Source organism: Kitasatospora humi (genome assembly GCF_020907985.1).
Classification (GTDB): domain Bacteria; phylum Actinomycetota; class Actinomycetes; order Streptomycetales; family Streptomycetaceae; genus Kitasatospora; species Kitasatospora humi.
Genome location: NZ_JAJJPA010000002.1, coordinates 110,890 through 130,339 on the forward strand (window position 1 = coordinate 110,890; position 19,450 = coordinate 130,339).

Annotated in this window: 19 protein-coding genes and 1 pseudogene; 11 read left to right on the forward strand and 9 right to left on the reverse strand. The window is 70.8% G+C overall.

The genetic code is table 11. The annotated features are described in order from the left end of the window. Window positions 1–8: 8 nt before the first annotated feature. Genes LN042_RS02925 through LN042_RS02940 form a run of 4 tightly spaced genes read left to right on the forward strand, consistent with a single transcriptional unit; the run spans window position 9 to window position 3,398 of the window. Window positions 9–761 (forward strand): SDR family NAD(P)-dependent oxidoreductase, encoded by a 753-nt coding sequence (locus tag LN042_RS02925; protein WP_230048164.1) that lies wholly within the window; start codon window positions 9–11, stop codon window positions 759–761. Window positions 762–782: 21 nt separating this feature from the next. Continuing rightward, window positions 783–1,562, forward strand: a complete 780-nt coding sequence (locus LN042_RS02930; protein ID WP_230048165.1) for a hypothetical protein — start codon at window positions 783–785, stop codon at window positions 1,560–1,562. A gap of 25 nt (window positions 1,563–1,587) precedes the next feature. After that, window positions 1,588–2,415, forward strand: coding sequence for a nitrilase-related carbon-nitrogen hydrolase (locus LN042_RS02935; RefSeq protein ID WP_230048166.1), 828 nt, complete (start codon window positions 1,588–1,590; stop codon window positions 2,413–2,415). After that, the gene (locus LN042_RS02940) at window positions 2,412–3,398 is read left to right on the forward strand and encodes an alpha/beta hydrolase (RefSeq protein ID WP_230048167.1); all 987 of its coding nucleotides are present in this window, start codon (window positions 2,412–2,414) and stop codon (window positions 3,396–3,398) included. Before LN042_RS02935 ends, LN042_RS02940 begins: the two co-directional genes overlap by 4 nt. Before the next feature lie 71 nt (window positions 3,399–3,469). Here LN042_RS02940 and LN042_RS02945 read toward each other — a convergent pair whose 3' ends face one another. The 4 genes from LN042_RS02945 to LN042_RS02960 all read right to left on the reverse strand — a co-directional run bounded on the left by LN042_RS02945 (window position 3,470) and on the right by LN042_RS02960 (window position 7,824). Then, window positions 3,470–3,727 (reverse strand): phosphopantetheine-binding protein, encoded by a 258-nt coding sequence (locus LN042_RS02945; protein ID WP_230048168.1) that lies wholly within the window; start codon window positions 3,725–3,727, stop codon window positions 3,470–3,472. A gap of 62 nt (window positions 3,728–3,789) precedes the next feature. Then, window positions 3,790–5,424, reverse strand: coding sequence for an AMP-binding protein (locus tag LN042_RS02950; RefSeq protein WP_230048169.1), 1,635 nt, complete (start codon window positions 5,422–5,424; stop codon window positions 3,790–3,792). A gap of 67 nt (window positions 5,425–5,491) precedes the next feature. Beyond that, window positions 5,492–6,742, reverse strand: coding sequence for an MFS transporter (locus LN042_RS02955; RefSeq protein ID WP_230048170.1), 1,251 nt, complete (start codon window positions 6,740–6,742; stop codon window positions 5,492–5,494). After that, a complete protein-coding gene (locus LN042_RS02960) occupies window positions 6,739–7,824 on the reverse strand; it encodes an ATP-grasp domain-containing protein (protein WP_230048171.1) in 1,086 nt (361 codons plus the stop codon). Before LN042_RS02960 ends, LN042_RS02955 begins: the two co-directional genes overlap by 4 nt. Window positions 7,825–8,461: 637 nt before the next feature. Here LN042_RS02960 and pdxR point away from each other — a divergent pair. After that, on the forward strand, window positions 8,462–9,883 hold the full coding sequence (pdxR, locus tag LN042_RS02965) for a MocR-like pyridoxine biosynthesis transcription factor PdxR (protein ID WP_230048172.1): 1,422 nt from the start codon (window positions 8,462–8,464) through the stop codon (window positions 9,881–9,883). Here the strand turns inward: pdxR and LN042_RS37940 are convergent. Further along, window positions 9,823–10,242, reverse strand: a pseudogene (locus LN042_RS37940) (nitric oxide synthase oxygenase); the annotation flags it as partial. The gene pdxR and the pseudogene LN042_RS37940 overlap by 61 nt on opposite strands. A 202-nt stretch (window positions 10,243–10,444) precedes the next feature. Then, window positions 10,445–11,116, reverse strand: coding sequence for an amidohydrolase family protein (locus tag LN042_RS02970; protein ID WP_230048173.1), 672 nt, complete (start codon window positions 11,114–11,116; stop codon window positions 10,445–10,447). 3 nt (window positions 11,117–11,119) lie between these two features. Between LN042_RS02970 and LN042_RS02975 the strand changes: the two genes are divergently transcribed. Continuing rightward, the gene (locus LN042_RS02975; RefSeq protein ID WP_230048174.1) at window positions 11,120–11,404 is read left to right on the forward strand and encodes an Lrp/AsnC ligand binding domain-containing protein; all 285 of its coding nucleotides are present in this window, start codon (window positions 11,120–11,122) and stop codon (window positions 11,402–11,404) included. 191 nt (window positions 11,405–11,595) lie between these two features. On the opposite strand, the gene LN042_RS02980 is transcribed toward LN042_RS02975, so the two are convergent. Continuing rightward, window positions 11,596–12,510 carry an IS982 family transposase gene (locus tag LN042_RS02980; RefSeq protein ID WP_230048175.1) on the reverse strand — a complete coding sequence of 305 codons (915 nt, stop codon included), beginning with the start codon at window positions 12,508–12,510 and terminating at the stop codon, window positions 11,596–11,598. A gap of 88 nt (window positions 12,511–12,598) precedes the next feature. On the opposite strand from LN042_RS02980, the gene LN042_RS02985 reads away from it, so the two are divergent. The 3 genes from LN042_RS02985 to LN042_RS02995 all read left to right on the forward strand — a co-directional run bounded on the left by LN042_RS02985 (window position 12,599) and on the right by LN042_RS02995 (window position 16,247). Then, window positions 12,599–13,468, forward strand: a complete 870-nt coding sequence (locus LN042_RS02985) for an LLM class F420-dependent oxidoreductase (RefSeq protein WP_230048176.1) — start codon at window positions 12,599–12,601, stop codon at window positions 13,466–13,468. Between the two features lie 280 nt (window positions 13,469–13,748). Beyond that, the gene (locus LN042_RS02990; RefSeq protein WP_230048177.1) at window positions 13,749–14,297 is read left to right on the forward strand and encodes a hypothetical protein; all 549 of its coding nucleotides are present in this window, start codon (window positions 13,749–13,751) and stop codon (window positions 14,295–14,297) included. 315 nt (window positions 14,298–14,612) lie between these two features. Continuing rightward, entirely contained in the window at window positions 14,613–16,247 is a 1,635-nt protein-coding gene (locus tag LN042_RS02995; protein ID WP_230048178.1) for a PP2C family protein-serine/threonine phosphatase, read from the forward strand. Window positions 16,248–16,404: 157 nt separating this feature from the next. On the opposite strand, the gene LN042_RS03000 is transcribed toward LN042_RS02995, so the two are convergent. Continuing rightward, window positions 16,405–17,292: an NAD(P)H-binding protein gene (locus LN042_RS03000; RefSeq protein ID WP_230048179.1), complete on the reverse strand. Its 888-nt coding sequence runs from the start codon at window positions 17,290–17,292 to the stop codon at window positions 16,405–16,407. Between the two features lie 63 nt (window positions 17,293–17,355). Here LN042_RS03000 and LN042_RS03005 point away from each other — a divergent pair, with 63 nt between their 5' ends. Next, window positions 17,356–17,952: a TetR/AcrR family transcriptional regulator gene (locus tag LN042_RS03005; protein ID WP_230048180.1), complete on the forward strand. Its 597-nt coding sequence runs from the start codon at window positions 17,356–17,358 to the stop codon at window positions 17,950–17,952. Between the two features lie 117 nt (window positions 17,953–18,069). Here the strand turns inward: LN042_RS03005 and LN042_RS03010 are convergent, their stop codons facing one another. Further along, entirely contained in the window at window positions 18,070–18,627 is a 558-nt protein-coding gene (locus tag LN042_RS03010) for an SDR family NAD(P)-dependent oxidoreductase (protein WP_230048181.1), read from the reverse strand. Between the two features lie 165 nt (window positions 18,628–18,792). On the opposite strand from LN042_RS03010, the gene LN042_RS03015 reads away from it, so the two are divergent. Continuing rightward, window positions 18,793–19,446 (forward strand): TetR/AcrR family transcriptional regulator, encoded by a 654-nt coding sequence (locus LN042_RS03015; RefSeq protein ID WP_230048182.1) that lies wholly within the window; start codon window positions 18,793–18,795, stop codon window positions 19,444–19,446. Window positions 19,447–19,450 lie beyond the last annotated feature (4 nt).

The following is a 19,450-nucleotide window of genomic DNA, read 5'->3' on the forward strand; positions in this document are numbered from 1 at the left end:
AGGGAACCATGCACAACCGCAGCGTCATCATCTCCGGGGCCTCCTCGGGCATCGGTCTGGCCACCGCGCGGCGCTTCGCCGCCGGTGGTGACCGGGTGATCAACTTCGACCTCCAGCCCCCGGCCCCCGAGGACGCCGTGGGCGAGTGGGTCCAGGTCGACGTCACCGACTTCGCCCAGGTCGCCGCCGCGGTCGACACCGTCGCGGCGACCCACGGCGGCATCGGCGTCGCCATCGCCAACGCGGGGATCAGCCTGCGGCGGACCTTCCTGGAGATGACCGAGAAGGACGTCCGCAAGCTGCTCGACATCAACCTGATGGGCGTCATCGCGCTGTGGCAGGCCGCCGCCCGGCACATGGTGCAGGCCAAGGACGGCGTCCTGCTCGCGACGGCGTCGACCAACGGCTCTGCCGGTTATCCGTACTACGCGGACTACAACGCCTCCAAGGCGGCCGTGCTCGCGCTGTGCCGCTCGCTGGCGCTGGAGCTCTCGCCGCACGTGCGCACCGCCTGCGTGAGCCCGGGCTACGTCATGACCCCGATGCAGCGGGCCGAGTACACCGACGAGATGCTCGCCGAGGTGAACAAGAAGATTCCGGCCGGCCGGCACGCCGACCCGGCGGAGATCGGTGAGGCCTTCTACTTCCTCGCCTCGCCGCAGGCCAAGTTCATCACCGGTCAGCAGCTGATCGTCGACGGTGGTGAGCTGGCCGGCGGCACCGCCTCGGCCCATGGTGTCCTCTTCTCGACCGAGCCCTGACCAGAAGGAACGATCTCCCCCATGACGACCACCACTCAGGACCAAGCGACCACCTTGCCCGCCGTCGCCGACGTCCTCGGCGCCGCCGCCGAGGCGTGCGAGAAGATCGACCTGGGCTCCGGCCTCACCGCCTTCGTGATCAGCCGCCCCGGGCAGGTGCTGAACCTGTCGGGACAGGAGCGGATCTACCGGGCTCTGATTCCGGTGACCACGAGCAGCTTCGGTGCGGACATGACCCCGTACTGGGCGCAGCGCAGCAAGGAGGGGTACCTCGAGCGGCTGGCCGAGTTCGTGCTGATCTCGGACGCCGACGGGGCCATGGTCGGTTGGACCGGCTACCACGTGCTGCCGTACGACACCTTCACCCTGGTCTACCTCGACTCCACCGGGATGGTGCCCACCCGCCAGTCCGGCGGCGTGATGCGCCAGTTGATGCACCGTCGGATCGTCGAATCCGGGCTGCCGGAGTGCCCGGCGGACCGGCCGGTGTACCTGACGGCGCGCAGTGAGAGCCCGATCTTCTACCGGCTCATGCGAAAGCTGCTGGAGTCCGGCGAGCTCTACCCGCACCCGCACCAGGACGCGCCCGAGGAGGTGCTGGAGGCGGCCCGCCACCTGGCGAGGTGGCTCGGCCAGGAGGACATCCTGGACGCGCCGAGCCTGACCGTGCGCGGCGCCTACCAGGCCCTGGACGAGCTGTACGGCGAGCTGCCGACCACCGGCGACGCCGACCTGGACAAGCTGTTCCGGGGCCAGCTCGGCCCGCTCGACGCCTTCCTGCTGGTCGGCCAGGCCCGCTGACGTCGCGCTGGAGCGAGGACATCCCATGCGTCTCACCCTGATCCAGGAGGGGACCGACCGTACGCTGTCGTTCGACCGGCGGATCGCCGTGGCATGCGAGCGGATCGCCGCTTGCCACGGCTCGGACCTCGTGGTCCTGCCCGAACTCTGGGCCACGGGTTACTTCCACTTCGACGACTACGCCGAGACCGCGCAGCCCCTGACGGGCGGCGCGGTCGAGGCGCTCTCCGAGGCCGCTCGCGCGGCAGGCGCCCACGTGCACGCGGGCAGCCTGGTGGAGCGGGACGAGCAGGGCCGGCTGTACAACACCAGCCTGTTCCTCGGACCGGACGGCCGACTCCTGCACACCTACCGGAAGATCCACCTCTTCGGCTACGACTCCCGCGAGGGCGGGCTGCTGACAGCGGGCCAGGGCATCGCCGTGGTCCCCGCCCCGTTCGGCCGCACCGGCCTCGCCACCTGCTACGACCTGCGCTTCCCCGAACTGTTCCGGGCCCAGGCCGCTCAGGGCGCGGAGCTGCTGATCGTGGCGGCCGCCTGGCCGCTCGCCAGGATCGAGACCTGGCGGCTGCTGCTGCGCGCCCGGGCGATCGAGAACCAGGCCGTGGTGGTCGCGGTGAACGCCGCCGACACCCAGGGGGACGTGGCCCTGGGCGGTCACAGCCTGGTGATCGATCCCTGGGGCGAGATCCTGCTGGAGACCGGCACGGCCGCCGAGGTCCGCTCGATCGAGCTGGACCTCGGCGGCGTCGCCCAGGCCCGTACCACCTTCCCCGCGCTCGCCGACCGCCGGCCACCGGCCGCCTTCGAGCTCTCCCCACCACCTGAACACATGAACGGGCACCGACCTTGACGCTCATCGTCCCCGATGGAACCGATCCCGAACTCGTCCGCGCGGCCGGCCTCCAACCGGACCTGGACTTCGCCGACCCGGTGCGCGTGCGTGCCGCGTTCGAGCGGGCCTTCAAGTTCTCCAAGGCCCTGCGGCCCGCTGCTCCCGAGGGCCTGACCACCACCGACCGGTACGTGCCGGCCCGGGAGGGTGCGCCCGACGTCCTGGTGCGGGTCTACGACCCGGCGGACCGCGTTCCGGCCTCGGCCGCCCTGGTCTTCTTCCACGGCGGCGCCTTCGTCTCCGGCGACCTGGAGACCGAGGACGCCCGGTGCGCCGAGATCGCCCGCAGGACCGGCGCGCTGGTGGTCTCCGTGGACTACCGGCTGGCTCCGGAGCACCCGTTCCCGGCCGGTTTCCAGGACTGCTACGACGTCCTGGTCTGGGTGGCCGAGAACGCCGCCGAACTCGGCGTGGACCCCGACCGGATCGCGGTCGGCGGCAGCAGCGCCGGCGGGGCGCTGGCCGCCGCGGTGTCGCTGGCCGCCCGCGACCTGGGCGGGCCGCGGATCATGCTGCAGATGCTGCTCTACCCGGTGATCGACGACGCCCTGGAGACGGCGTCGATGCGGGCGTTCACCACCACGCCGGGCTGGAACCAGCCCAACAGCGTGCACATGTGGAACCACTACCTGGGCACCGGCGACCGCGGCGAGGTCTCGCCGTACGCCGCTCCCTGGCGGGCCACCGACCTCACCGGCCTGCCGCCGGCCTACGTCATGACGGCCGAGTTCGACCCGCTGCGCGACGAGGGCATCCGGTACGCCGTGCGGCTGCTGGCCGCCGACGTGCCGACCGAGCTGCACCAGTTCCCCGGCGCCTTCCACGGCTTCGACGCGGCGGCCCCCGAGGCCACGCTGACCCGTCGCTCGCTCGACGAGCAGTGCGCGGTGCTGCTGCGTGCCGCGGCCGTGGTCGCGGAGCCGGCCCCGGCCGGCGTCTGACGTACCACCGGGCACCACGAAGCGGCCCGCCCCCGGTCTTCCGGGGGCGGGCCGCTTCGTCGTGCGGGGGCTCAGGCCTCGTCGCGGGCCTTCGCGATGGCGGTGGCGATGCCGGTCACGGTGAGGTCCGCGAGGACGTCCTCGGCCTCCAGGTAGACCGAGAACTGCTCCTCGATCTCCGACAGCATGGCGATGATCAGCAGCGAGTCGCCACCCAGCTCGATGAACGACACGTCGTGCGCGACGTCGTCGCGGTGCAGCAGCGTGCGCCACAGCTGGGCGACGTCCTCCACCGGCACGGCCGGGAGGGTGGTCTGTTCTTCGGTCATATCAGTGCTCTCCTGGTGCTTACCGGCCCGCTGCGGGCCGGGTGAATCGGATCGGCGCGGTACTACAGCGGTGCCAGCTGATCGGACACCGCCGCTTTGACCGCCTCACGGTTGATCTTCAGGTTCCGGTTGAGCAGCGGGCTCTCCGGTGTCAGGGCACCCGCCACCAGGGCGAGCCGGCGGATCTGCAGCCCGGCACCCAGGCGGGTGTTGAGCTGGCTGATCGACCCCAGGACGGCGGCGCGGGTCCGCTCCTCGGGGCCCTCGTAGAAGGCCGCGGCGGCCAGTACCCCGTCTTCGACCGGGAAGAGTGCCGCCTGGTGCACGCTGTCCGGCTTGCAGAGCTCGGCCTCCAGATCCTCGATCTGGATCTTGTGGCCACCTGTGGTGATGATGATGTTCTTCTTGCGGCCCTTGAGGTGCAGGTAGCCGTCGGAGTCGAACTCGCCGATGTCGCCGGTGGCGATGGTGTCGGCGGCGCGGAACACCGCGGCGGTGTCCTCGGGGGACTCGCCCTCGTAACCGACGCACAGGTGCCACTGGTGCTGGACGAGTACCTCGCCGTCCGGGGCGATCCGGACGGTGTCCGGGTACACCTCGGTGCCCACCGAGCCGGCCCGGTTGCCCTCCCGCCGGTTCCAGGTCAGGTACCCGATCTCGGTCATCCCGTAGATCTGGTAGAGCTCGAAGCCGGCCCGGGTGAAGAAGTCCAGCATCTCGGGCCGGACCGGAGCGGAGCCGACCAGCGCCAGACGCAGCGAGCCGCCGTACATGTCGTGGAATTCGCTGAACACCGAGCGCCGCCACTCGAACGCCTCGGCCTCGGGCATCCGCTCCGCCAGGGCCGCCCGCTCGTCCAGCTCCTGACGCCTGGCGGGGTCCAGGTTGCGGTAGCGCTTCTCGACGAACTCGTAGAAGTTCGGCGGGCCGAGCATGATGGTGGGCTTGGTCAGCGGCAGGGTCGGCAGCATCCGGGCCGCCGTGGTGATGACGACCTCGCAGCCGTTGCGGATGGCGAGGTAGCACAGGTACCGCTGCTGGAAGGTGGACAGCGGCAGCGCGATCATGATCCGGTCGTCGGAACGGCACGGGTAGGCCGCGCTCTGCGCCTCGACCAGGGCCTGCACCCCGGGCCAGGCCAGCAGCAGGCACTTCACCCGGCCGGCCGTGCCCGAGGAGAAGGCCAGGGTGAAGACCTCGCGGTCGCTCACCCTGACTTGCTTGCCCTCGGGGGCCGGCGGCTCGGCGATCGGCTCGACGGCGACCTCGGTGAGGACCTGCTCCAGCGGTGCGACCTCGGGACCGTCGGCCGGGGAGCGGCTCTCCTTCCCGGCGAACACCGCGGCCAGACCGTAGCGGGCGGCCACGTCGGCGTTGGAGGTGCCCTTGAAGTCCGGCACCGGGACCGCCACCGGGACGGCTCCCAGCTGCAGCAGGGCCAGGTCCAGGGCGAGCCACTCGTAGGAGTTGTGCCCGCGGATGCCGATCCGGCGGCCGCGGCGGACACCGCGCTCGGCGAGCCGGGCGGCGAGCGCATCGACGTCCTCGCGGACCCGGGACCACGGGATCAGCCGGGTGGTGTCCTTCTCGACGAGGCGGACCCCGCCGGTCCGGGCCGAGCGCAGCCAGGCCGTCAGCACCTCGGGAGTGCTCTCGGCGGCAGGGCCGGTGACAGGGGATGCGTGGTCAGTTTGCACTGCGGTTCTCCCGGATACGGCCACGCGGTGCCGTCTTGGTGGAATCGGTGGATGAGGGGTGGCTTGATCAGACCTCGGCTGCGGCCGAGCGCGCCCCGCCGCGGTTCGCAGAGCGCCCGGCGACGGCGATCCCGGCACAGGCGAGCACGCCGACCACCAGACAGCCCGCCCACAGGGCGCCGGCGGAGCGGCCGTAGACGAAGATGCCGATCGCGGGCCCCAGGGCGAAGGCCGCGGCCTGCACGGTGGACAGGTAGCCCTGGTAGCGGCCGATCCGGTCGGCCGGGGAGAGCGCCGCCGTCGCGCTGCTGACCACCGGCGAGAAGAGCATCTCGCCCACGGACCACACCAGCACTCCGGTGGCGACCAGCAGGTAGGAGTGCAGGGCCCCGGACATCGCGATCCCGACCGCCATCGCGGCGGTGCCCAGCACCAGCGGGATCCACCAGGGCAGGCGCCTGGTCCAGGCGCTCAGCGGCATCTCGGCGACGATGACCAGCACACCGTTGAGGGTCAGCAGGGAGGCGTAGGCGCTGTCGCTGTGTGCGGCGCTGACGGCCAGTGAGACGGACGAGGAGTACTGGACGTACACCACGGTGATGGCGAGCACCGCTGCGAAGAACATCAGCAGTCCGAGCTGGGTGCGGCCGGCCCCGGTCTTCTGGTCGGCCTGCTCGGTCGCGGCGGTCGCGGCCGGCTCCGCGGGCGGGCGGCGCAGCCCGAACCAGAGAACGGCGGCGAACACCGTGTAGCAGCAGGCGCTGGTCAGGAAGAGGCCCTTGAGGCCGTGCGGAGCGATAAAGACGGCGATCACCGGGCCGAGTGCCGCACCGAGGTTCAGCGCCAGCCGGAAGAACGCGAAGGTCGGCACCCGGTCCCGCTCATGGGTGTTGTCGACCAGCAGCGCGGAGGCGGCGGGCAGGTAGGCCTGCGCGAACATGGCGGCGAGGAACACCCCGACCAGCGCCACGGTCCGGTTCGGCGAGAAGCCGATCACCGCGAGCCCGCCGGCGGCCAGCAGGGTCGAGGAGACCAGCGCGGCTCGTCGGGAGAAGCGGTCCGAGGCCCAGCCGCCCAGCATCGAGCCGACCGGTGTGGCCACGCCGACGAAGAGCAGGACGATCGGCATCTGACCGAGCGAGAAGCCGAGTTGGCGCAGGAAGAGGACCAGGAAGGTGGAGAAGAACGAGCCGGTGCGGTTGAGGAACACCCCGGCCACCAGCACCTTGACCGGGCGCGGAGCCTTCAACACCACCTGGAAGACCGAGCGTTCGGCCTCCGCGGGCACCGACTGCACGGAGTCTGCGGTCGCACTCATCGCGAGTCCAGCGGCGTGCCCTCGACGACCACGTCGGCACGGACGCCGGCGAGCAGCGACTGGCACTCCTCGCGGGTGTCGGCACTGACGATCGCCAGCCCGATCCGGGAGAGGAACCCCGCGGGCGGCAGCCGGACCTCGGTGCCGGCCGGGACGAAGGTGGTGAACTGGTCGAGACCCGCGCGGTCGGCCTCGCCGCCCAGCGTCACGGACTCCAGCCGGATGTCGTGCTCGGGGTAGATCATGCCGATCGCCGCGTGCCGCGAGCGGTCCGTGGACAGGTCGGGCTCCTGGCCGACCGCGACGTCGGCGGCGGCACCGGCCACGTCGACCCCGCTGGAGAGCGTGCCGAGGTAGGGGATCAGGTCACCACCGAGGCGGACGTTGATCTCCACGATCCGCGGGCCCCGGCTGGTCAGCTTGAACTCCGTGTGGCTGACCAGCCGGTCGAGGCCCACCACCGCGTGCGCCCGGACCACCATGTCGACGGCGGCTGCCAGGTCGGGGTGCGGTGCCGGCGGGACGATGTGGCCGGTCTCCTCGAAGTACGGCGGGAAACCGATCTCCTTCTCGGCGACCACCAGGGGAGTGGTGCGCCCCTGCCAGGTGACGGCGTCGACGCTGTACTCGGGGCCGTCGAGGTACTCCTCGATCAGCACCCCGGAGTGCGCCGACACGATGCCGTTGCTGTTCGCGTCGGCCGCCACCGTGAACGCCGCGAGCAGTTCCTTCTCGTCCTGCACCTGGACGACACCGATGCTGCCGCCGAGGGCGCGGGGCTTGAGGACGACGGGGTAGCCGATCTCCTCGGCCGCGCGCACCGCATCCTCTTCGGTCGCCGCCACCGCGAACCGCACCGGGCTCAGACCGGCCTCGGCGAGCACGGCGCGCAGCGCGCTCTTGTCCTTGCAGCGGCGGACCGCCTCGGCATCGGTGTACGGCAGCCCCACGGCGGCGGCGAGTCGGGCCACCGGCTCGACCAGCAGCTCGTCATAGGTGAGCAGCCCGTCCGGTGCGACCTCGCGGATCAGGGCCTCCAGCACCTGGGGATCGTACGAGTCGATGCGGTGAAATTCCGTCACGTACGGCTGCTGCCAGGATATTTCGGAATCGCCTGCGAGCACGATGTCGACCCGGCGACTCATAGCGGCCAGAGCGTATTCACGAAATGGCTTGCCGCCACTGCCGATAACAAGGAGGCGCCGGTTCGGCATTGAGGGTTCCCCGCTCGTTCGATGGTCTGTCGTGCTCATGCTAAAGGCTGTCGTGATCGTCGGTCAATGATCGGCAGAATCTGATGAATCGTCAGCTCACTGCTTTGACAAACATGTCACGAGAGGTGCGGCGAAACAGATGGACGGCACACGGTGCAGACGGCCTGCGATGATGAGGCGGGCCGTAAACGGCAGAAAAGGGAAGCGTGCGAACCCTGTTCGCTGCCGCGCTGATGCAACCAGTCAGGCCCCCGTCGTTCGCCCCGCCTCCTCGGCGCGCACACCACTGAAGTCGAACGGTCGACCGCAGGTGAGTCCTCAGGACTCTACCGCCAGAGGTGAGCGGGGCGCTAGCGGTCTCCTGGATCTTCCGCGTCGGGTGCTGACGAATGCGGCCGGAGCGCCCGCCGGCGGAGTAGCCCGCCATCGCCGGCGCCGGGTCGTCGAGTTGAAGCCGTCACATTCGATTCTTCGGCGACCGCTCGGGAAGATAAGGTCCGGTTCCATGCTCATCGAATGGTCCGCCGCGTCGCTCGATCTCCATCTCGAATTCGATCTGAGTCATCGGCGCGGAAGGGCGGACCGGCTGGCCGCGGCGATTCGCGAGGCGATCGACAACGGCAGGCTGCCACCGGGCGCCCGGATGCCGTCGACCCGCAGCATGGCCCTGGAACTCGGAGTCGCCCGGGGAACGGTCGCCCGTGCGTACGAGCACCTCGCCGTGGGCGGCTACCTGGAGGCCAGCCACGGCTCGGGCACCCGGGTCGCGAGCCGGCGGGACCGGCTGGAGGTCGAGCCGGTCCGCGACCAGCCGTCCGGCCGCCTTCCGGCACCGCGATGGAACCTGCGACCCGGCCTGCCGGACGTCACCCTCTTCCCCCGGGCCGCGTGGGTCGCGGCCACCCAGCGGGTGCTGCGCGAGGCGCCGGCGGAGGCGCTCGACTACGGTGACCCGCGCGGACGCCTCGAACTGCGCAGGGCGCTCGCCGCCTACCTGGGAAGGACCCGGGGGGTGATCACCCACCCGGACCGGATCGTGGTCTGCCACGGGTTCACCCAGGCGCTCGGGCTGCTCGCCAAGGTGATCGCCGACCTGAGGACGCCGACGATGACGTTCGAGGACCCCTCGTACCCCCTATTCCGCGAGATCGTCCGAACCGCCGGGCTGGACACGCTCACCGCCCAGGTCGACGAGCAGGGAGTGCGCACGCAGACCATCGGCCGGTCGAGCGCGGTGCTGATCACGCCCATCCACCAGTACCCGCTGGGCTCCGCGCTCTCCGCTCCGCGCCGCCGGGAGCTGGTCGCCTGGGCCCGTGAGTGCGACGCCGTCATCATCGAGGACGACTACGACGGGGAGTTCCAGTTCCATCGCAAACCCATCGGCGCGCTTCAGGCCATGGACCCGAGCCGGGTCATCTATGCGGGTACGACCAGCAAGACCCTGGCCCCCGGGCTTCGGCTGTCCTGGCTGGCGCTACCGGCAAACTGGGTCGAGCCGGTCACGGTGGCCAAACGCAACGCCGACCAGCACTCGGCGGCGCTGAGCCAGATGGTACTGGCCCAGCTGATCACCTCCGGCGCCTACGACCGGCACATCCGGCGCTGCCGGACCCAGTACCGGGAGCGCCGTCGCCAACTGGCCGCAGCGCTGGCCGCGCACGTGCCGCAGGTCGAACTCGTGGGCCAGAGTGCGGGCCTGCACGCCCTGGTGCGCTGGGATCCCAAGGGGCCGAGCGAGCGCGAGGTGCTGCGCGCGGCGAGGCGCGAGTCGTTGGCCCTCAGCGCCCTGGGGGACTACTGGTCGGAGCCCGGGCCGCACCGGCCTGGCCTGGTCCTCGGCTACGCCACGCCACCGCAGCACGGCTACGCGGGGGCGCTGGCGGCGCTGACGCGGACCTTCGGCCGGGTCTTCGAGCAAGGGTGAAGTACCGTCGCGACCTGATGGACGGTCGTCCGGCCTGTCTCTGAGCCGACGTACCGGCTGCGCAACGGAGCCGCCGGGTGACCGGTTCCGCCGATTTCCGGGCTGATGTCGGAAGTGGCGGAATCGGCCTGCCACTTCAGCCCGAGTTCGGCGATCCCCGGGTGGTTCGGATGACTGATCGGAACGCCCAGCAGAACGTCGTCCGGGACGTCGAAGGCTCGCGGATGCTCCCCGGGCTTCTGGATGAGGACGGGCGACACGTCGAACCGTTCGCCCGCCCCCTCCAGCCCAATGCCTCTGGCGAATCGGTGAGTTCCACGTGCAGCGGATCGCCGATCGTGCTGCCGGTATGCGGCGTAGCGGACAACTGTGGCTTCAGAATGCGGAACTGTCCCTGCTCCGCCCGGGCACCTCCCCGGGGACCGAGGTGCTCGGAAAGGCTGACCCCATCCGGGGCTGCGGAACGTGGCGGTTCATCATCCGTTGTGCGTCGAGGGCGCATCCAGCGGTGCACATTTCCCAAACCGGTACGCGGCGAAAGCGGCGCCCCGGGAAGGCGGCTCAGTGGAACGGTGGAGAAGTGGACCGCTGGGCCGCGGTGCGGTGATCTACCGTCATGGTGCTCACTCTGACGGCACGCGAATCGGCCGAACGGGATCTCTTGGCGCATTCACACATTGGGTGAGGAGGAAACCCGTTGCGCACGGAGACCGCCGGCCGCGCCGACGCCCCGGAGCGCGTCGGCGCACCGGAACCGGTACGCCGACGCGGCCGCTGGATCGAGCACTGGGAGCCCGCGGAGCCCAGGGCGACGGCGCGGGCGCGCTGCTCGGGGCCGGCCAGTCCGCCGTGCTCCATGACCAGCGTTCCGGCGGGCAGACCGGGGTTGCGCTCCAGAACCCGCTCGTAGACGTCGAGGAGGGTGCGGACCGCCCGGTCGCCGTAGGCGTGCGTACCGACGCGCCAGCCGCGCCGGACCACCGCCTCGACTGCCTCGACCAGTGCGTCCGGCTCCCACATCAGCACTCCGGAGTAGGAGTGGTCGCACGCGTACGGCTCCTCAGTGGCGCCGGCCTCCAGTCCGCCGTCGAGACCGAACTTCACACCCCACACCGACAGCCACTGGTCGGAGGTGCCGCGCCAGTCCTCCATGACGTCGAGCAGTTCTTCCACCTGCGCCGTCCTGGTGAAGCCCAGTGCGGAGACGAGCGGCCGGGTGTTGCGCCTGGCCACCGGATGGATCTGGCCCTGCTCGGGGCCCGGACCGAGGCGTTGCTGTGGATCGCCGTCCGGCCGGGGGCGCTGCAGGCGACCGCGCAGGCCCTGAGTGCCCACCCGCACGTCTGGTTCTGTGCGGCGACCACCGGCCCGGCCAATCTCGTCGTCGCTGTCGCCGCCGCGGACCTCGACGCCCTGTACGGCTTCCTCACCGACTCCGTCGGCCCGTTGGAGGCGGTCACCGCCATCGATGTCACCCCGCTGCTCGCCACCGTGAAACGCACGGGACTGATCCGCCATTGAAGACCGGGGAAGGCCCACGCCAGACCGGGGCACTCCTCCCGCCCCGCGGCGCTGCGCGGGCCGACTGCCCGGGGCAGGCACACCGGCGCGCCTGCGGCTCGTTCGCCGGGCGGCGCCCCAGCTCCTGGCGGACGGCGTGCCGCGTCGCTCGTGCCCGTGTCCTCGTGCCTAGATGACTGATGCCAAGGGATTTAGTGGTCGTAGGCGGTCAGCGAGCGCATGACGGGTTGGCCGGTGTGGTCGTTGTGCCAGATCGCGGCGGTCAGCGCGAGGATCCGCTGGAGGACGCGGACCATGACGCCGCCGGGTGTGCGGCCGTGGTGCCGTTCGAGGTCGAGCTGGCCCTTGAAGGTGTCGTTGACCGACTCGATGACCTGCCGTAGCGGCCTGAACAGCTGCGATCCGGCCCGCACGGGTTCGCCCTTGCGGGCCGGCCGCAGGAGCCGGATCTCCAGCTCGGTGAGCTCACGCTCGAACGTGGCGCCGTAGTAGTTCTTGTCCCCGATCAGCGTCTGGCCGGGCCGGGCAGCCACGAGGGCGGTCTCGGTGTCCAGGATGTCCAGCAGGGTGGTGCGCTCGTCGGCCTTGGCGCCGGTGAGCGCGAAGGCGACGGGCAGGCCGTGCAGGGTGCACACCAGGTGCAGCCGCAGGCCCCAAAAGAACCGCGAATGGCTGGCGCAGTAGCCGTACTCGGCCCATCCGGCCAGGTCGGAGCGCTTGACCGTCTCGCGGGAGCGTCCGCATTCGATCGGGGTGGAGTCGACCACCCAGACGTTGTCCGTCCACAGGCTGGTGTCAGTGGCCAGTTGCCGGTTGACGTGGGCGATCAGGTCCGCGGTCTTGCGCAGGCGCCGGTTGTAGCCGGACTGCCCGGGCAGGTACGGGAACAGGTGCTGGAGGTTGCCGCGGGCGTAGCGGATCCAGCGGCGCTCGGAGACGAAGCCGAGCAGTGCTTGCATCACCGACAGCGTGACCAGTTCGGCGTCGCTGAGCTTGGGCGCGATGCCGATCTCGGGACGCCACGGAGCCAGATGCGGCGATTCCTTCAGCAGGTCGTCGGTCTTCACGTAGAGTGCGGTCGCGAGGGAGTCCAGATCAGGCGTCACAACCGATCTTTGGACTCCCTCGCTTCATGTCATGCGTGCCAGCGAGCCCTTGGCATCAGTCATCTAGGGTGGGGCAGGAGGTGCCTGGATGCGGGTAGGGCTGCACGCGCTCGGTATCGGTGACGGTGCCCGCCCCGAGGTGATCCGGGCCGTGGCCACGGCTGCGGAGGCGCACGGCTTCGCGAGGCTGTGGTGCGGCGAGCACGTGGTGCTCGTGGACACCCCCGCCTCCCGCTACCCCTACTCCGCGGACGGCCGGATCGCCGTACCCGCGGACGCGGACTGGCTGGACCCACTGCTCGCCCTGAGCTTCGCGGCAGCGGTCACCCACAGGATCGAACTCGCCACCGGGGTGCTCCTGCTGCCCGAGCACAACCCGGTCCTGGTCGCCAAACAGGCCGCCACACTCGACGTACTCTCCGCCGGACGGTTCAGCCTCGGTGTAGGCGTCGGCTGGTCGGCCGAGGAGTTCGCCGCTCTCGGAGTCCCCTTCACCGGACGCGGACGCCGCACCGACGAGTACCTCGCCGCCATGAGCGCCATCTGGACCCGGGACCCCGCCTCCTACACCGGAGAGTTCACCCGGTTCGACGCGATCCGGGTCAACCCCAAGCCGCTGCGCGACGGCCGGCTCCCGGTCGTGATCGGCGGCAACAGCGACACCGCACTGCGGCGCGCGGTCACGCTCGCCGACGGTTGGTACGGCTTCAACCTGTCCGTGGCCGACATCCCGGCGCGCATCGCCGTCCTCGCCCGGGAGTGCGCCCGCCACGGTCGCGACCTCGAGGAGCTCACGGTCGCCGTCGCCCCGAGCGACGGCACCCCGGAGCACCTGCCCGGGCTGGCCGCGGCAGGCGTCACCGAACTCGTCGTCGTCGCTGCACCCCCGACCAGGCCCGACGAGGCGGCCAGGTGGGTCAAGCAACTCGCCTGGACATGGATCAGCTCGGGCACGTGACAGCAGGTCGCGGAACAGCTGCGGAACAGTACCTGCCGTCCACGTCGACGCACGCCTGAAGCACCCGGTCGACGAAGCGGCGCACTGTGACCCTCACCGCCGGGGAGTGTCACGACCGGACCCATCGCGTCCGCGTCAAGACGGACGGGCAGGACAGAGTCCGCCGAGATCAAGCCACTCCAAAGCCGAACGCCCTTGTGATCAAGGGAATTTGAGTTCGGTCTGCTACTCCTTGGACGGCCTCGCGACAAGCCCACCATCGAGCAGAAAGGCACCCCCCATGCCGCTCCGTCAGTCGCGGTCTGCCGCCCGTGCCGCCACGGCACTCGTGGCCGTGGCCCTGGCAGCCGTCGTCGCCCCCGGCACCGCGACCGCCGCCGCCAAGGCGCCAGTGCTCAGCCTCACCACACGGGACCTCCACTCGGCCCCGGCGGCGGTGCACCCGGCCACCTTCACCAACTGCACCATCAGCACCACGGGGAACATCGCCATCACTCCCGGGACCAGCATCGGCGAGGGCGTCAACCTCTGTTCCGGCAACTACGAGTTGGCGATGCAGACCGACGGCAACCTGGTGATCTACGGGCCCAGCGGTTCGGCGCTGTGGTACAGCGGCACGGTGAACTCCGGAACCACCGTGGCGGACGCGCAGACCGACGGCAACTTCGTCGTCTACTCGGGCAGCACCGCCCTGTGGAACTCGCGGACCGGCGGGAACCCCGGTGCCTACCCCTGCTTCCAGCCGGACGGCAACCTCGTGGTCTACCGGCCCAGCGGCACCGGCCAGTACACGTGCAATGGCAGCTCCCTCTGGGACAGCAACACCTGACCGGCCCGCCGGCACCGCCGCCGTCCGATTCCCAGACGGCGGCGGTGCGGGCTCCCGCCTTCGGGCTCCGCGAGCGTTGGTCTGACCGTCCAGGTGGAGCCCGGGTCCGAGCAGTTCATGAGTGTGTCGAGCGACTGCCGAGTCCCTGAACGCATTCGTTGCACACACCGTTCCCGGTCCGCCAGGAAGAAGCACCCCGGGCGCCATGGCGCAATCTCCTGCAACGCGGGATGATGCAGGGGTCTCAGGTACCTGCGTGCCGGTGGCTCTCGCACGGCGCAGCAGTGTTGGGAGCCTATGTGTCATGCTCGTCTCATGGATGTCGACGCCGAGCACGAGGTCATGCGGCCCGGAGGGACCGGTGACGGGGGAGTCTTCTCGTCGCGCCGGTACCTGGTTCGCCAGCAGCCGGCCGTCCGGAACGCGGCTGCCGATTCGGCGGTGTCCGCGGTTCAGGAGGTCCTGGCCGGCGTGCCGGGGTCGGTGACCTTTCTCCAGCCGGTCCTCGGCCCGGGCGGAGAGGTCGCGGATCTGCGCTTCGCGGCGGCCTCGCCCGACGCGGTGGACATCGGCGGCCGACGGGGTCGGGAGCTGATCGGGCTCGGGGTGCTCCAGACGTATCCCGGGGCGGCCGACAGTGAGCTGTGGCGGGGCTATCTGAAGGCCCTGGAGACCGGTGAGTGCTACGAGGGTGAGCTGGAGTACGAGGAGGTTGCGGCCGGCATCCCGCACCGCTCGCGCTACGGGGTGCGGGCGGTGCCGTGCCGCGGCGGCCTGGTCGTCTCCTGGACCCGTCTGGACACGGGTGAGCGTGAGCAGCGCCGTTTGGCGGTCATGCAGCGGCTGGCGGGGATGGGCTGGGCGGACTGGGACCTGGTTCGCGATGTGATCACCTGGTCGGAGGAGGTCTACACGATCTTCGACCGTGATCCGGCTCAGGGGCCGATGACCCTGGAGGAACTGCCTTCGCACGTCCCGGCCGAGGACCTTCCGGCGCTCGGCGGGGCTGTTCATCAGCTGTTGGGCGACGGTCAGCCGATCGATCACACCTTCCGGATCACTACTCCGGGCGGACAGGTGCGGCACGTGCGGATCGTCGCGGAGGCCGAACTCGACGCGCACGCCGATCCGGTGGAGGTCCACGGCTTCTTCCAGAACCTGACCGCACTCAAGCACGCGGAACAGCAGCTCCTCGACCACCAGCAGGAGGTGCTCGCCCAGCAGAGCCAGTTGGCCGCCGAACGCCAGTTGGCCGCCCGTCTCCAGGAGACCCTCCTGCCGGTGTCCCGCCAGACCCGGCTCTTGGCGGGCCTGACCGTCGACGTCGCCTACCAGCCCCTGCAGGAAGGCCTCAGCCTCGGCGGCGACTGGTATAGCGCCATCGAACTGCCCGACAACGACGCGCTGTTCGTCGTCGGCGACGTCGCCGGCCACGGGCTGGACGCAGTGGCCACCATGGCGCTGCTGCGCTTCACCGGCAAGGGCATGGCCATCACCGGCACGCCGCTGCCCGCCATCCTGACCCGTCTCAACACCCTGCTGCTGCACACGCCGGACCAGGGCTTCGAGACCGCGACCATGATCATGGCCCGCTACGACCCGGCCGCTTCCCGGCTGACCTGGGTCCAAGCCGGGCACCTTCCGCCGCTGCTAGTGCGCGACGGCCGGGCCCGCTTCCTACCGGCCCCCGCGGGCACGCTGCTGGGAGCCACCACGGACGCGCACTACGAGGCGTCCACCCTCGACCTGCTGCCCGGGGACCACCTGTTCCTCTACACGGACGGGCTGGTCGAGACCCCGGGCGAGACCCTCGACGAGGGGCTGGCCCGTCTGGCGCGCAGCGCCCCGATCCACGTGGGCGATCGGCGCTGCGTCGACGCTCTCGTGCGGGCGCTCGTCGGACCGCAGGCGCGCCGCGACGACATCTGCGCCCTGCACATCGCCCGCTGACCGCATGTAGGTCGCGGCGGCCGCACCTCGCGCACCACGTCGACTCCTGATCGAACGGATCACGCCGCGAACGGTCGCCCGGCGCCGCACCGCATGGGGGCCACCCGCCGACGGCTGACCGGTGTGAAGGAGCAGGTGGTGGGCTCGGTGGACGAGGTCATGAACCCTCCGGACCCTCCGTGAACGCGGTGGCGTGGTCAGCGGCCCACTGGCGGAACGTTCGCGGCGCCGTCCCGAGGATGTCGGCCACCGTACTGGTGACGTACGCGGGCTGTCCGACCGCACTGCTCCACGCGGCGAGCAGCATGTCGACGACAGGGCTGGGCGCCCTGCCCTTCGACAGGCTCCGGAACTCGTCCGGTGTCATCTCCTCGAACGCGATCCGTCGCCTCAGGGCGTCACCGATGATGCCCACCTGCGCGGCGTGGGTCAGCGATTCGGGGCCCGTGAGGACGTAATCACCTCCGACGTGCCCGTCCTGATGGAGCGTCCGTGCCGCGACGGCTGCGACGTCGCGGTCGTCGACCGGTGCCGTCTCGGCGGCGCCGTAGGGCCACCGGACGAGCTCACCCTTCCGGATCGCGGGCGCCCACCAGGCCAGCGAGTTCGACGCGAGCATCCCCGGCCTGATGATCGTCGACTGGAGTGCGTTGGCTGCGATGAGCCGCTCGATGTCGGCGTGCAGCACCGCCATGGGGTTGGGCTGCTGGAAGAAAGGGTGCGGCGTCTGGTGCGGGGAGGAGAGGAAGACGACCCGCCGCACGTGGGCTGCCAGCCGCTCCACGACCGCCGCGGCGGTCTCAGGCGGTGCGGTCCACACGAGGAAGACCGCACCGGCGCCGTTCAATGCCGGGTCGAGCGATTCCGGCACGGTGAGGTCGCCGGTGAAGACCTCGACCTCCGCCGGCAGCATCGCCGCCGCCTCGGGGCGGCGGACGAGGGCGCGGACCGGCACGCCCGCGTCGAGGAGTTGGTCGTGGACGACGCGGCCGATCCGGCCCGTCACCCCGGTCACGAGCACGGGAGGAATGTCTGTCTGACTCATGCCGCCCATGAAAACGTTACTCGGTTAAAAACGCAACTCAGTTATGAATGTTACAGTGGTCAGATGAGCGAGCCGACGGGACTGCGAGCCCGCAAGAAGGAGCGGACGCGCGACGCCATCGCCGATTCGGCCGTATCGCTGTTCCTGGCGCACGGCTTCGACCGCGTCTCGGTCAACGACATCGCCGCGGCCGCCGAAATCTCCAAGCCGACCCTCTTTCGGTACTTCCCCACCAAGGAAGACCTGGTCCTTCACCGGTTCGCCGACCACCAGGGCGAGGCGGCACGCGTCGTGCGTGACCGCGAGTCCGGCATCAAGCCGCTGACGGCGCTGCACCGGCACTTCCGGGCCGCCCTCGACCGCCACGACCCCGTCACCGGCCTCAACGACCACCCCGAGGTGGTGGCGTTCCATCGGCTGGTGTTCACCACGCCGAGCTTGGCGGGACGGCTCACGCGCTACCAGCTCGAGGACGAAGAGGCACTGGCGGACGCTCTCGGCGAAGGCATTCAGGCCCGCCTGCGAGCCGCCCAGGTCCTTGCCGTCCAACGGGTTCTCGCCCGGACCAACTGGCAGAAGATCGCCGACGGTCGAACCGCCCGCGACGTCCACCCCGAGGCCGTAGCCGACGCCGACCAGGCATTCGACCAACTGCGGTAACAGGCGACGACGCGCCCGCTTGAACGATGCCCCGCGGCCTTCAGCGCGCGCGTTTGCCGGCGGGGGACGTGCGTCTGGCGGGCCTGGTGCCGGGCGCGCGTGTCACGGCTTGGTTGCTCAGACCTGTGCCATGCCGCCGTCGGCGAAGAGTTCGACGCCGGTGATGAAGCCGGAGGCGTCGCCGGCCAGGAAGGCGGCTGCCTTGCCCATCTCGCGGGGGTCGGCGATCCGGCCGGTGGGGTTGCCCTCGCCCATCTTCCGGACCGCGGCGGGGACGGCGTCGACGCCCTGCGCCATGGCCAGGGCGCTGCGCAAGGACTCGGTGTCCACGGCGCCGGGGCTGAGGACGTTCATGCGGATGCCGGAGCCCTTGATGTCCTGGATCCAGGACCGGATGAAGGCGCGCACCGCGGCCTTGGAACCGCCGTACAGCCCCATGCCGGCCGGCGGCTGGATGGACGCGGTCGACCCGATGATGACGACCGTGCCGCCGGGCGGCAGCAGCGCGATCGCCGGTTGGACGGTGAACAGGACGCCCTTCGCGTTGACGTTGAAGGTCCGGTCGAACTGCTCCTCGGTGATCGCGCCGAGCGCGGCGTGGGCGCCGACCGGCGTCGCCCTCGCCTCAGGGAAACCCGAGGAGCGCGAGCAGGCCGAACGCCTCCTCGACCTCATGGACGGACTCAGGTACGGCACAACGGACTGATGTCGACCCGGAAGTGTCGGCAAACGGCGCGCTTGAGCGCACCGCCGTCCGCCGGCACTCGCGCCCGAAGTTCGACCTTGGCGTCCGGTCCCCTGGCGTAGACAGTGTCTATCGCCAGCTGGTAGACACTGTCTATGGATCCTGAGAGCTCCCTTCGGGAGCGGTTGATCGACGTCGGAGTGGACCTCGTGACGACCGAGGGCCCCGCGTCGCTGGGGCTGCGCGAGATCGCCCGCCGGGCGGGGGTGTCGCACGGGGCGCCTCGCCGGTACTTCCCCACGCACCACGCCCTGCTGTCGTCGATCGCCCGGCGCGGCTTCGAAGAGCTCGAAGCCCGGTTCGTGGCCGCCATCGCCGGCGCCACGTCGCCACGGGCCCAGTTGCAGGGCGCCGCCCGGGCGTACGTCGGGTACGCACTCGAGTGCCGCGGCATGTTCGAGCTGATGTTCCGTCACGATCTGCTCGACAGCGAGCAACACGCCGCGGGCGAGCGACGGTTGCGGGAGTCGACCGTCCCGCTGTTCGAGCGCATCGTCGTCCTCGTCGCCCGGTGCCGGGCGGAGCAGGGCGCCGCGCAGCAGTCCCGGCCGGACGCGGCCGTGCCGCCGCCTGCCGTGGCGGCTGCCGCCTTGTGGGCGAACCTGCACGGCACCGCCCAGCTGTGGGCGTGGGGCAGCCTGCAGCTCGCCCTCGACGCCGCGCCACCGGCCGGCGCCACCGGCGGCGACCAACTCGACCAACTCGTCGCAGCGGTGCTGGACGCTCACCTCGGTCCGGTGAACTCGTGACCGC

What these genes read in the sequence shown, in the direction of transcription:
- LN042_RS02945 (WP_230048168.1), bottom strand. Translation starts at nt 3,727, where the DNA reads ATGACCGAAGAACAGACCACCCTCCCGGCCGTGCCGGTGGAGGACGTC.
- LN042_RS02955 (WP_230048170.1), bottom strand. Translation starts at nt 6,742, where the DNA reads ATGAGTGCGACCGCAGACTCCGTGCAGTCGGTGCCCGCGGAGGCCGAA.
- LN042_RS02925 (WP_230048164.1), top strand. Translation starts at nt 9, where the DNA reads ATGCACAACCGCAGCGTCATCATCTCCGGGGCCTCCTCGGGCATCGGT.
- LN042_RS02990 (WP_230048177.1), top strand. Translation starts at nt 13,749, where the DNA reads ATGCCGCTCCGTCAGTCGCGGTCTGCCGCCCGTGCCGCCACGGCACTC.
- pdxR (WP_230048172.1), top strand. Translation starts at nt 8,462, where the DNA reads ATGCTCATCGAATGGTCCGCCGCGTCGCTCGATCTCCATCTCGAATTC.
- LN042_RS03010 (WP_230048181.1), bottom strand. Translation starts at nt 18,627, where the DNA reads ATGAGGTCGAGGAGGCGTTCGGCCTGCTCGCGCTCCTCGGGTTTCCCT.
- LN042_RS02975 (WP_230048174.1), top strand. Translation starts at nt 11,120, where the DNA reads ATGGATCTGGCCCTGCTCGGGGCCCGGACCGAGGCGTTGCTGTGGATC.
- LN042_RS02985 (WP_230048176.1), top strand. Translation starts at nt 12,599, where the DNA reads ATGCGGGTAGGGCTGCACGCGCTCGGTATCGGTGACGGTGCCCGCCCC.
- LN042_RS03005 (WP_230048180.1), top strand. Translation starts at nt 17,356, where the DNA reads ATGAGCGAGCCGACGGGACTGCGAGCCCGCAAGAAGGAGCGGACGCGC.
- LN042_RS02930 (WP_230048165.1), top strand. Translation starts at nt 783, where the DNA reads ATGACGACCACCACTCAGGACCAAGCGACCACCTTGCCCGCCGTCGCC.
- LN042_RS03015 (WP_230048182.1), top strand. Translation starts at nt 18,793, where the DNA reads ATGGATCCTGAGAGCTCCCTTCGGGAGCGGTTGATCGACGTCGGAGTG.
- LN042_RS02935 (WP_230048166.1), top strand. Translation starts at nt 1,588, where the DNA reads ATGCGTCTCACCCTGATCCAGGAGGGGACCGACCGTACGCTGTCGTTC.
- LN042_RS02995 (WP_230048178.1), top strand. Translation starts at nt 14,613, where the DNA reads ATGGATGTCGACGCCGAGCACGAGGTCATGCGGCCCGGAGGGACCGGT.
- LN042_RS03000 (WP_230048179.1), bottom strand. Translation starts at nt 17,292, where the DNA reads ATGAGTCAGACAGACATTCCTCCCGTGCTCGTGACCGGGGTGACGGGC.